This window comes from Streptomyces sp. MS191, assembly GCF_008042125.1.
Classification (GTDB): domain Bacteria; phylum Actinomycetota; class Actinomycetes; order Streptomycetales; family Streptomycetaceae; genus Streptomyces.
In genome coordinates, this window is record NZ_RDBI01000013.1 from 4341 (window position 1) to 14594 (window position 10254).

Sequence of the window (10254 nt, forward strand, 5' to 3'; positions counted from 1 at the left end):
GTGTCTGCCGGGAACTGGCCGCCTTCCTGCACCGCCACGGCGACGGCATCGACGCCGTGGCGGTGCAGGAAGGCGGCCAGTTCCCGGCAGACACCGCGYTCGTCCGCGCTCGTGCCGATGGCTCCGGCGGCGTCCTCGGTGGCGCGCAGCCGGGCCAGCACGGCGGCGTGCTCCTCGGCCAGGGAGACACGCGCCCCCGCTCGCTCCGACACGACACCTCCACCCGGTGCGAAGGATCCGGACAGCGCRGCCCCCTCCATTGGACCAGCGGCCCCGCTCCCCCGCGCGTCGCACTCGTCGGACCTGCGACGCCGCACATCGGGTGAACCTCTGGCCATGTTCCGACAGGGCAACGCTACGCCGCGCGCCCGCTGCCGGCCGAAGCCGAGGCCCCTGCCGTGCGCGCATGGCACTCCGTCGCCCCGACTCCCCCGACTCCCATTCGTCCCCGGCGAGCGGGCCGGCCTCGCGCGAACCGTCGGCGCCACCCGCCGCCCCCGCCCGTGACGTTGGCCGCAATCCTCGCCGAGGTGGTTGTGGGGTGCTCGCGGAACTGATCGAGTACGCATGGCTACCGGCCAGTAAGCGATCCTGCCGCTGGGGAGAACAAGCAATGACGACCGGGTACTTCACCTCCGTCGACGACGTCGCCGAGCGCCTGGCCGCTGTCGGTTACCTGGCCTCGCCCGCCGTCGCCACCACCGTCTTCCTCGCCGACCGGCTGGGCAAGCCGCTGCTCGTGGAGGGCCCGGCGGGCGTCGGCAAGACCGAACTCGCCAAGGCCGTCGCCCACGTCGCGGACGCCCGCCTCATCCGGCTCCAGTGCTACGAGGGCGTCGACGAGGCGCGCGCCCTGTACGAGTGGAACCACGCCAAACAGCTGCTGCGCATCACGGCGGGCCGCGACGAGACCTGGGACGAGACGCGGACGGACATCTTCAGCGAGGAGTTCCTGCTCCCCCGGCCCCTCCTCACCGCGATCCGCTCGGCCGAACCGACCGTGCTCCTCGTCGACGAGACGGACAAGGCCGACATCGAGGTGGAGGGACTGCTCCTGGAGGTGCTGAGCGACTTCCAGATCACGGTTCCCGAGCTCGGCACCATCTCGGCGACCCGGCGCCCCTTCGTCGTCCTCACCTCCAACGCCGGCCGCGAGCTGTCCGAGGCGCTGCGCCGCCGCTGCCTGTTCCTGCACATCGGCTTCCCGGAGGAGGAGCTGGAGCGGCGGATCGTGGCCATGAAGGTGCCGGGAATCGACGAGGCGCTGGCAGCGTCCGTCGTGCGGGTGGTCGGCGCCCTGCGGGCGATGGACCTGCGCAAGGCGCCGTCGGTGGCGGAGACCGTCGACTGGGCGCGGACGCTGCTCGCCCTCGGCGCCGACCGCCTCGACGAGACGGTCGTCCGCGACAGCCTGGGCGTGATCCTGAAGCACCAGGACGACATCCTCAGGGCCGCCGCCAAGCTCGACCTGGACGCGGTGTGAGCACGCCGGGCGGCCCCGGGCCCGCGGCGGCCCCGGGCGGCGATCCGCGCGCGGCCGAGGAGGCAGCCCGGCGGTCGGCCGGTGACGCGTGTCCGCCCGCGACCGGGGCGGCGGATCCCGGCGGCCCCGGCACCCGGGGCGAGGGCGCGGGCCACCGGCTCACCGGGCTGGTGCAGGCGCTGCGCGCCCACGGTGTCGGCATCGGCACCGGCGAGACCGTGGACGCGGGGCGGGCACTGGAGGCGGTCGGCTTCGCCGAACGGGAACGGATGCGGGAGGCGCTCGCGGCCACGCTGCTCCACCGGGAGGGGCAGCGCGCCCTCTTCGACCGGGTCTTCGACCTGTACTTCCCGTCGACCGCCGGCGCCCCGTCCCCCGGCGCGCCCGAGGACTTCGACACGGGCGCGCTGCGCGAACGGCTGGCCGCCGCACTCGCCGCCGACGACCGTCAGGCGATGAACGTGCTGGCCGGCGAGGCCGTCGGCGGCCTGGGGGCGTACGGCTCCTCGCCGGGATCGGACGGCTGGTCCTCGTACCAGACCCTCGCCCGGCTCCGTCCCGAGACCCTCCTCGCGCGGGTCAGGGCCGCGGTCCGCGAGGCCACCCCGGACGACGGGACGGAGTTCGCCGACCGTCTCACCGACGACGAGATCCGGCGCCGCATCGAGGCCTTCCGCGAGCGGGTACGGACCGAGGCGCGCCGACGGGTCGCCGAGCGGCAGGGCCGCGACCGGGTCGCACGGCGGGCCGTGGCGGGCACCGCGGACTCCGTCGACTTCCTGCTCGCCGGCCGCGAGCAGCTCCTGGAACTGCGCAGGACCGTGCAGCCGCTGGCCCGCAGACTGGCCACCCGCCTCGCTGCCCGGCGGCGGCGCGCCGCACGCGGGACGATCGACCTGCGGCGGACACTGCGCGGCTCCCTGTCGACGGGCGGGGTGCCCGTGCGTCCGGTACTGCGGCGTCGCCGCCCCGGGCGGCCGGAACTGGTGCTGCTGTGCGACGTCTCCGGCTCGGTCGCCGGCTTCGCGAACTTCACGATGCTGCTGGTGCGGGCGCTGCACGACCAGTTCAGCCGGGTACGGGTGTTCGCCTTCGTCAACCAGGTGGACGAGGTGACCGGACTGATCGCGCAGGGCGCTCCCGACCCCGCCGGCCTCGGGGCGCGGATCCTCGCGGAGGCGGCGCTGACGAGCTGGCACGGACAGAGCGACTACGGGACGGCCCTGGGCGGGTTCGCCGAGCGGTACGCCGACGCGGTCGGACCGCGCACCGCCGTCTTCATCCTCGGGGACGCCCGGACGAACAACGCCGACCCCAACCTCGCGGCACTCCGGCAGATCGCGGACCGTGCCCGGAGGGTCTTCTGGCTCAACCCGGAACAGCCCTCGCTCTGGTCGACCGGCGACTCGGCGGCCCTCGCCTACGCCGGGCTGGTCGAGATGCACCCCTGCCGCAACGCGCGGCAACTCGGCGAACTCGTCGCCCGCCTGCTGCCCGTGTGAGCGGTGCCGTGGCACCATCGCCGCATGACGGAACCGAACGGCACCCCGACCGGCGACCCGGCGGCGACCGGCCTTCCCCGGGGCATCGGCGCGCCCGCCACGCGGGCGCTGACCGCCGCTGGCTACACCCGGCTCGACCAGCTCGCGGGCGTACCGACCGCCGAGCTGCTGCGGCTGCACGGCGTGGGCCCCAAGGCCGTGCGGGTGCTGCGGGAGGCGCTCGGCGAGCACGGGCTCTCCTTCGGGGACTGAGCCCGGCCGCCGCCCTCTCCCCGTGGCGCGTCGTCGCGGGCGCCTCGATGCTGGAAGGACACGGGCCGGCCCACACGACCGGCCCCGTACGACCGGCCGGCCCGACGGCCCTGCACGAGGCGCACGGGACGCCACACCGGTGACCGCGGGCACGCGATGCGGATGTTCGCCCAGCGGCGGCGTGGCGGCCGGGACCGGCACGGGTGATCGGTGGATGTGATGGCGCGAGTCGTGGTGGACGGCACGGACCTCGTCGTCCTGCTGTCCCTGCCCGAGAAACTGGCGGCACGGCGGCGCCAGGTCCGGGTGCCGCTGACGGCGCTGCGCGCGGTCCACGTGGAACCGGACTGGTGGCGGGCGCTGCGCGGTCTGCGCGGACCGGGTCTCTGGATCCCCGGACGGGTCTGTGTGGGCACACGCGTCCTGCCGGACGGCCGCGACTTCGCGGCGGTCCGCGCGGGCACACCGGTCCTCTGCGTCGAGCTGCGCCGCGACGCGCCCTACGGTCGTCTGGCCGTCTCCGATCCCGATCCGGAACAGGCGCTGGACGATCTGCGGCCGTACGTTCCCACGGACCGGCTCGGGTGAGCCCCCGGCCGCGTGGGGCGGGGCCACGCGGGCGGACGTGGGTGGACAGGCCGTGTGCGTCCCGCGCACGGCGGGCGCGGTGGGCGCCCGCGTGCTCCTGCGTTCGGTCGGGACGGGGGGACGAGCCGGTGCGGCGGGGCGGACGGACGGGCTACGGAGCCCGTGTCCGCGGCGTCGGGGTCAGGACGGGCTGACGTTCTCCGCCTGGGGTCCCTTGGGGCCCTGGACGACGTCGAACTCGACCTGCTGGCCTTCGGTGAGCTCGCGGTACCCGGTGCTGGCGATGGCCGAGTAGTGGACGAACACGTCCGGGCCTCCGCCGTCCTGGGCGATGAAACCGAAGCCCTTCTCCGCGTTGAACCACTTCACTGTGCCGGTTGCCATGATGATCTCCTTCATGCGGCGGGAGCGACTCCCGCTGCGCGGGCGTCCGGCCTGATGCCGCGGTCCGCGGCCTCCGGCGGCACCCGCACCCTTCCATGGTCCCTCGCCGGGGCGGGGAAGTCCCGGCGGCGGGCGCGGCGGCCCCGGCCACCGGGTGCGGGGGGCCCGGTCCGGGCCACCGGGTGCCGGGTGTACGGCGCGGGTCCGGCGGAACTAGCGTGGCCCCATGGAACTCATCGGAAAGATCGCGGCCGACCGGCCCCTGCTCGTCCTGGCCGTCAAGGAGGAGGCGCAGTTCCTCGACACGGACCTGCCGGTCCTGCTGACCGGCATGGGCAAGGTGAACGCGGCGATCGCGCTCACGACCGTGCTCGCCGGTGTGTCGCGACCTTCCGGCGTGATCAACCTGGGCACGGCCGGGGCGCTGCGGACGGGCTGGACGGGGACGCACGTCGTCGGCACCGTGCTGCAGCACGACCTCGACGGCGAACTGCTGGCCACGCTGACCGGCGAGACGGTGGGACAGCCGCTGACGCTTCCCGACGGTGGCGACGTCATCCTGGCCACCGGTGACGCCTTCATCGCGGACGAGGCCTCCCGCGTCCGGCTGGCCACCCACGCCGCGCTGGTCGACATGGAGGGCTACGCGCTGGCGACCGCGGCCGCCTCGGCCGGGGTGCCGCTGCGGATCGTGAAGCACGTCAGCGACGAGGCGGGGGACGGAGCGGCCAAGACGTGGCGCGACGCGGTGGCGGAGTGCGCGCGGGCCCTGGCCGACTGGGCCGCGCAGAACACGCCGTACCGCTCCTGAGACGACCCGAGCCGCCTCGGTCGCACGCGGAGTGCCGCCTTCCTCCGGGTCGGGCGAGTCCGCTCGGCGTCACGACGCGCGGGCACGGGCTCCCGGCGGTCCCGCGCACGCCGCCGCAGCCGTGGCGCCTGCGGACCTGCCCGGGGCGCAGGTGACGGCGTCAGCCCCCGGACGGTCCGAAGCGACGGCGGTAGGCGGACGGCGCGAGCCCGGTCTCCCGCCGCATCAGCGCGCGGAGATGGGCGGCCGTCCCCAGGCCGCTGGCGCGGGCCACGACCTCGAAACGTGACTCGCCGCGCTCGATGAGCCGGCAGGCCAGGGCCACCCGCTCACCGGTGAGCCAGGCCAGCGGCGTGGTGCCGAGCTGGGCCCGGAAGCGGCGGTGCAACGTCGCGGGGCTGACGGCCGCGTGAGCGGCGAGGTCCGCGACGGCGAGCGGCGCGTCGAGCCGTTCCTGGGCCCACGCGAGCAGCGGGGCCAGCGACTCGTCGGGCTGGTCGGGGACGGGCCGCTCGACGAACTGCCGTTGTCCGCCGTCCCGGTGGGCCGCGAAGACCAGTCGCCGACTGACCGCGTTGGCCACTTCGGCACCGTGGTCACGGCGGACGACATGGAGCCCGAGGTCGAGCGCGGCAGCGCTGCCCGCGGCGGTGAGGATGTCACCGTCGTCCACGAAGAGGACGTCCGGTTCGAGCCGTACGGAGGGGAAGCGGGCCCGGAAGTCGTCGGCCCACTGCCAGTGCGCGGTGGCGCGCCGGCCGTCGAGCACGCCGGCCTCGGCCAGGGTGAAGGCACCGCTGCAGAATCCGATCAGGCGTGCGCCGCGGGCGTGGGCGCGGCGGATCGCGTCGAGGACGGCGGGGCGGCGCGGCACCTCCACGTCAGGGCGGTTGGGGACGATCAGGGTGTCCGCGGTGTCGGCCGCGCCGAGCGCGGCGACGCCCGTGAGCGTGAAGAACCCGTCCCGCATCAGGGTGCGGGGCTCGGGCGAGCAGACGCGGAAGTCGTAGAGGTCGCGGCCGAGTTCGGGCCTGCGCAGGCCGAAGACCTCGGTGGCACAGCCGAGTTCGAAAGGGTTTGAGTTCCGGTCGACGATCACGACGACCCGGTGCGGCCCGCGGCCGTTCCCGTCCGGGTGCTTCCGCGCGTACGTCTGCGAGGATCCTTGCGCCATATGCTCTTTCTAGCACTCACGGCCGACCGGCGTCCGGCCCCACCATGGGCTCATGAGCAGCCTGAACACACCCGACGGCGGCCCCGTCGACCTGGCCGCGGCCCTGTCGACCTTCGACGCCCTGTGGAGCCCCCGCATCGTGACGCGGGTGAACGACTACGACGTACGGATCGCCAAGGTGGCCGGCGACCACGTGTGGCACGTGCACGACGACACGGACGAGTTCTTCCTCGTCCTCGACGGCGAACTGCACATCGCCCTCCGGGAGCTCCCGGCGGCCGGGGCGGACGCGGCCGCCAGCGCGGTGGGCACGGAACGCACCGTGACGCTGCCCCGCGGCTCGGTCTTCACCGTCCCCAAGGGCGTACGGCACCGGCCCTCCGCCCCGTCCGGCGCCACCCTCCTCATGTTCGAGCCGACCGGGACGCCGACGGTCGGCGACGACCACGACGAGATCCCGGACCACGTCGACGCCACGACCGGCCACGCCCTGCACCCCTGAAGCGGCACCCCGCGGCGGGCGTCGCCGGATGCGCACGGCGGGCCCCCGGGACGGGCGTCCCGGCGGTCAGGGGGTGTGGAAGGCCACCTCCGGGTGCGCGGCGCTCGGGCCGTCCAGGAGGGGTTGCGGCAGCCCGCGCAGGTGCCGGTCGAAGAAGGCCGCCACGTAGGTCCGGGTGAGGGCCACCGCCCGCCCGGAGGGCAGCGCGGGACCCGGCAGGCCGAATCGACCGAGGATCACCGGACGGTCCGAGAAGGTGAAGTGGTTCGCACCCGCCACGGTCAGCCAGCGCTTCCAGCCTCCCAGCGTGGGCCAGGTGGCGTCCCAGGTCGTGTCGGTGCCCCCGGGCCGGTGCACCTCGTCGTCCGTGCCCAGCATCATGAACGGACGTCCGCCCAGACCGCCGGGCGGCAGCGGACCCCGGAAGGCGCCGTCCATGTCGACCCCGGCGTCGATGCGCCGATCGGCGGCCATCGTCCACGAGATGCAGGACCGCGCTTCCGACGGGGTACGGGCCCGTGGGCTCGGGCAGTCGGGCCCGGGAAGCCGAGGCGGACGCGGAGGGCGCGGTGACGGCGGCGGCGGAGTCGGAGTCGGAGTCGGACAAACCGCGCGGTCGCCCGCTGTGGCGACCGGGGCCTCCGAGCCCGGCGGGGCGTCCACGGGGTTCCGGCGAACCTCGTTCGTGAACAGGGGATTTCGCCGACGCGGCGCGTCTCCCGGAGGGTGTACCAGGGGCCGGGACGACCTTGACAGCGCGAAAGGCGACCTGCCTAAGCTGAGGCGTTCCCCTCGGACCAGTGGAGGCCCTCGTGCGTGCACCGACCGCGTCGCCGCGTGCCGGCGTCCGCGTGGCGGGCACGAGGCTCATCTGCCGTCGGCATGTCGACTACTGCCGCACCGCCTCCGCCATCTGTCCTTCCGCACACAGCTGACCCCTCTCCTCACCCGCCGGTGCGCCGCGTCGCACCGCGCGGTCCCCTGTGTGCCCGYGGAAGGACCCCATGCCTCAGCCACCCCTGTACCTCGCCGTCGAGATCGACGGCGACGGTGACCATCCCGCCGCCTGGCGCCGGGCAGCGCACGCGCCCGGCGACCTGCTGACCCCCCGGCGCGTCGCGCGGGTCGCCGCTGCCGCCGAGAACGCCGGCTTCACGCTCGTCACGCTGGACGACAGCCTGCTGCCGCCCGCCGGCGGAGAACCGGCGAACATCGTGGGCCGGATCGGCGCTGTCGAGCGCGCCGCGTTCGTCGCCGCGTCCACGAGCGTGCTGGGCGTCGCCCCGATCGCGTCCACCACCTACGCCGAACCGTTCCACCTCTCGTCCCAGCTGGCCACGCTCGACCACGTCTCGGCGGGCCGCGCCGCCTGGGTGGCGACGGCCGACGAGTCGGGGCAGGCGAGCAGGGACGCGGCCCGGGCCTGGGGAAGGCCCCCGGTCGAGGGCGCCGAGGCACTCGGCCGCGAAGCCCGCGACGCCGTACGGGTCGTACGGGACCTCTGGGACTCATGGGAGGACGACGCGGTCATCCGGTCCGTCGCCACCAGCCGCTACCTCGACCGGGACCGTCTGCACTACATCGACTTCACGGGTGACACCTACACGGTCAAGGGCCCGGGGATCGTCCCGCGCCCGCCGCAGGGCAGGCCGGTCGTGCTCGCGCGGGAGGGTCTCGTACCCCCCGCGCTGATCGACGTCGCCCTGGTCGACGGCACCTCCCCCGCACGACTCGGCGAGGCGGCGGCCCGCTCCGGCGCACCGCTGGCGTTCGCCGAGGTCGAGGTCGCCCTCGACACACCCGGCGAATCCGCCGAAGAACGCGTCGCCGACCTGGAGCGGCACGCCCCCTGGCACAACGCCCCGCACCGTCTGCGGCACGTCGGATCGGCCGCCGGACTCGTCGCGCTGCTCACCGAGTTGAGCCACCACGTCGACGGCGTACGACTCCGTCCCCTCGTCCTCGACGAGGACATCTCCGTCCTGTCCCGCCTGGTGCTGCCCGAACTCTTCGCCCGCCGCGTCGCCACCCGCCCGCTTCCCGGCGCCACGCTGCGGACCACCCTGGGCCTGCCCCGGCCGGCCAGCCGCTTCGCCACGCCCCGCGCGGACGCCCCCGCCGTCGTCACAGCCGCCCCCGCCGCCCGGGAGGAGACCCGATGACCCGCACCGACCTCACCGACGTGCCCCGCCCGGACGCCGAGCTGCACTTCGGCGTCTTCTTCCAGGGCGTCAACCACTGGACCATCTGGTCCGACCCCGCCAGCGGCTCACAGATCGACCCCGCCTCCTTCCAGCGGGTCGCGCAGACCGCCGAACGCGGCCTCTTCGACGCGTTCTTCCTCGGCGACGGCCTGCGGCTGCGCGAGGTGGACGGAAAGATCCACGAGCTGGACGTCGCCGGACGCCCCGACTCGATCGCCCAGCTCGCCGCGCTCGCCGCCGTCACCGACCGGATCGGCCTGGTCAGCACCTCCAACACGACCTTCAACGAGCCCGCCGACCTCGCGCGCCGCTTCGCCGGCCTCGACCTTCTCTCCGAGGGACGCGCCGGTTGGAACGTCGTCACCACCGACAACGCCTGGACCGGCGCCAACTTCCGGCGCGGCGGCTTCCTCGACCACGCCGACCGCTACCGGCGCGCCGAGGAGTTCCTGGCCGTCGCCCGCGACATCTGGGACGGCTGGGCGAGCGGCGCCGTCACCGACACCGCCGACGCGCGGTCCTGGTCGGCACCCGGTGGAGTGCGCCCCGTACGGGCCCGGAGCAGCCAGTTCGACATCGACCTGACGCCCACCCTGCCCCGTAGCGCCCAGGGGCATCCGGTGATCTTCCAGGCCGGCGACTCCCCGGCCGGCCGGGACTTCGGCGCCCACAACGCGGACGTCATCTTCTCTGCCCACGGCACGGAGTTCGACGACGCGCTCGCCTTCGCCGAGGACATCCGCCGGCGGCTGCGCAGCGCAGGACGCCCCGAGGACGACGTACGCATCCTGCCGGGCACGGAGATCATCATCGGCGCCACCGAGAAGGAGGCGGAGGAGAAGGCCCGCTGGGTCCGGCTTCAGCAGGTCACCCCCGCCACGGCATTGGGCATCGCGGGACTGCTGTGGGGCACCGACCTGTCCGGCCGGGACGCCGACGGCCCGCTGCCGGCCGAGGATCCAGTGGTCGAGGAGGACGCGGGTACGTTCGGCGCCGGCCGGGTCCGAGATCCGCGCCCGGTCGTGGCCGAGTGGCGGGCGAAGGCCGAGGCCAACGGCTGGTCCCTCCGGGAGACGGTGATCGAGCTCGGCCCGCAGCGCGGCCACGTGGGGACACCCGCCGGACTCGCGGAGAAGTTCGTCCACTTCGCGCGGCACGGCGCGATCGACGGCTTCAACATCTCGCCGTACCTCGTCCCAGACGGTCTCGACGACATCGTGAACCTCCTCGTGCCGGAGCTCCAGGAGCGCGGTGCCTACCGCACGGCCTACACGGGCACGACGCTCCGCGAACACCTCGGCCTCCGCCCGGCCCGCCTGGCAACGGTTTAAGGGAGGTGGGGTTGGGGGGGGAG

General features: G+C 74.7%; 10 protein-coding genes and 2 pseudogenes. 8 read left to right on the top strand and 4 right to left on the bottom strand.

Annotation, left to right across the window (positions count from 1 at the left end; genetic code table 11):
* Positions 1-212, bottom strand: a pseudogene (locus EAO71_RS37395) (PP2C family protein-serine/threonine phosphatase); the annotation flags it as partial.
* A gap of 401 nt (positions 213-613) precedes the next feature.
* On the opposite strand from EAO71_RS37395, the gene EAO71_RS01920 reads away from it, so the two are divergent.
* The 4 genes from EAO71_RS01920 to EAO71_RS01935 all read left to right on the top strand — a co-directional run bounded on the left by EAO71_RS01920 (position 614) and on the right by EAO71_RS01935 (position 3825).
* Positions 614-1483 carry an AAA family ATPase gene (locus tag EAO71_RS01920; protein ID WP_147976012.1) on the top strand — a complete coding sequence of 290 codons (870 nt, stop codon included), beginning with the start codon at positions 614-616 and terminating at the stop codon, positions 1481-1483.
* 170 nt (positions 1484-1653) lie between these two features.
* Positions 1654-2985 carry a VWA domain-containing protein gene (locus tag EAO71_RS01925; protein ID WP_261991946.1) on the top strand — a complete coding sequence of 444 codons (1332 nt, stop codon included), beginning with the start codon at positions 1654-1656 and terminating at the stop codon, positions 2983-2985.
* Between the two features lie 24 nt (positions 2986-3009).
* The gene (locus EAO71_RS01930) at positions 3010-3237 is read left to right on the top strand and encodes a helix-hairpin-helix domain-containing protein (RefSeq protein WP_147976013.1); all 228 of its coding nucleotides are present in this window, start codon (positions 3010-3012) and stop codon (positions 3235-3237) included.
* A gap of 219 nt (positions 3238-3456) precedes the next feature.
* Entirely contained in the window at positions 3457-3825 is a 369-nt protein-coding gene (locus EAO71_RS01935; RefSeq protein WP_147976014.1) for a hypothetical protein, read from the top strand.
* A gap of 180 nt (positions 3826-4005) precedes the next feature.
* On the opposite strand, the gene EAO71_RS01940 is transcribed toward EAO71_RS01935, so the two are convergent.
* Positions 4006-4209 carry a cold-shock protein gene (locus EAO71_RS01940; protein ID WP_147976015.1) on the bottom strand — a complete coding sequence of 68 codons (204 nt, stop codon included), beginning with the start codon at positions 4207-4209 and terminating at the stop codon, positions 4006-4008.
* 226 nt (positions 4210-4435) lie between these two features.
* Between EAO71_RS01940 and EAO71_RS01945 the strand changes: the two genes are divergently transcribed.
* Positions 4436-5020, top strand: a complete 585-nt coding sequence (locus EAO71_RS01945) for a nucleosidase (protein ID WP_147976016.1) — start codon at positions 4436-4438, stop codon at positions 5018-5020.
* Between the two features lie 160 nt (positions 5021-5180).
* Here the strand turns inward: EAO71_RS01945 and EAO71_RS01950 are convergent, their stop codons facing one another.
* Positions 5181-6194 (bottom strand): GlxA family transcriptional regulator, encoded by a 1014-nt coding sequence (locus tag EAO71_RS01950; protein ID WP_261991945.1) that lies wholly within the window; start codon positions 6192-6194, stop codon positions 5181-5183.
* Between the two features lie 52 nt (positions 6195-6246).
* Here EAO71_RS01950 and EAO71_RS01955 point away from each other — a divergent pair, with 52 nt between their 5' ends.
* Positions 6247-6696, top strand: a complete 450-nt coding sequence (locus EAO71_RS01955; RefSeq protein ID WP_147976017.1) for a cupin domain-containing protein — start codon at positions 6247-6249, stop codon at positions 6694-6696.
* A gap of 66 nt (positions 6697-6762) precedes the next feature.
* On the opposite strand, the pseudogene EAO71_RS01960 reads toward EAO71_RS01955, so the two are convergent.
* Positions 6763-7170: pseudogene (locus EAO71_RS01960) on the bottom strand (alpha/beta hydrolase); the annotation flags it as partial.
* 530 nt (positions 7171-7700) lie between these two features.
* On the opposite strand from EAO71_RS01960, the gene EAO71_RS01965 reads away from it, so the two are divergent.
* Both EAO71_RS01965 and EAO71_RS01970 read left to right on the top strand, forming a co-directional pair.
* Positions 7701-8858, top strand: coding sequence for an LLM class flavin-dependent oxidoreductase (locus EAO71_RS01965; protein WP_147976018.1), 1158 nt, complete (start codon positions 7701-7703; stop codon positions 8856-8858).
* Complete coding sequence (locus tag EAO71_RS01970) at positions 8855-10231, top strand: NtaA/DmoA family FMN-dependent monooxygenase (RefSeq protein WP_147976019.1); 1377 nt, start codon at positions 8855-8857, stop codon at positions 10229-10231. Before EAO71_RS01965 ends, EAO71_RS01970 begins: the two co-directional genes overlap by 4 nt.
* Positions 10232-10254: the final 23 nt, after the last annotated feature.

Bases quoted from the DNA above. Each gene is read 5' to 3' on its own strand.
- EAO71_RS01940 (WP_147976015.1), bottom strand. From the start codon at position 4,209: ATGGCAACCGGCACAGTGAAGTGGTTCAACGCGGAGAAGGGCTTCGGT.
- EAO71_RS01955 (WP_147976017.1), top strand. From the start codon at position 6,247: ATGAGCAGCCTGAACACACCCGACGGCGGCCCCGTCGACCTGGCCGCG.
- EAO71_RS01970 (WP_147976019.1), top strand. From the start codon at position 8,855: ATGACCCGCACCGACCTCACCGACGTGCCCCGCCCGGACGCCGAGCTG.
- EAO71_RS01935 (WP_147976014.1), top strand. From the start codon at position 3,457: ATGGCGCGAGTCGTGGTGGACGGCACGGACCTCGTCGTCCTGCTGTCC.
- EAO71_RS01965 (WP_147976018.1), top strand. From the start codon at position 7,701: ATGCCTCAGCCACCCCTGTACCTCGCCGTCGAGATCGACGGCGACGGT.
- EAO71_RS01920 (WP_147976012.1), top strand. From the start codon at position 614: ATGACGACCGGGTACTTCACCTCCGTCGACGACGTCGCCGAGCGCCTG.
- EAO71_RS01950 (WP_261991945.1), bottom strand. From the start codon at position 6,194: ATGGCGCAAGGATCCTCGCAGACGTACGCGCGGAAGCACCCGGACGGG.
- EAO71_RS01930 (WP_147976013.1), top strand. From the start codon at position 3,010: ATGACGGAACCGAACGGCACCCCGACCGGCGACCCGGCGGCGACCGGC.
- EAO71_RS01945 (WP_147976016.1), top strand. From the start codon at position 4,436: ATGGAACTCATCGGAAAGATCGCGGCCGACCGGCCCCTGCTCGTCCTG.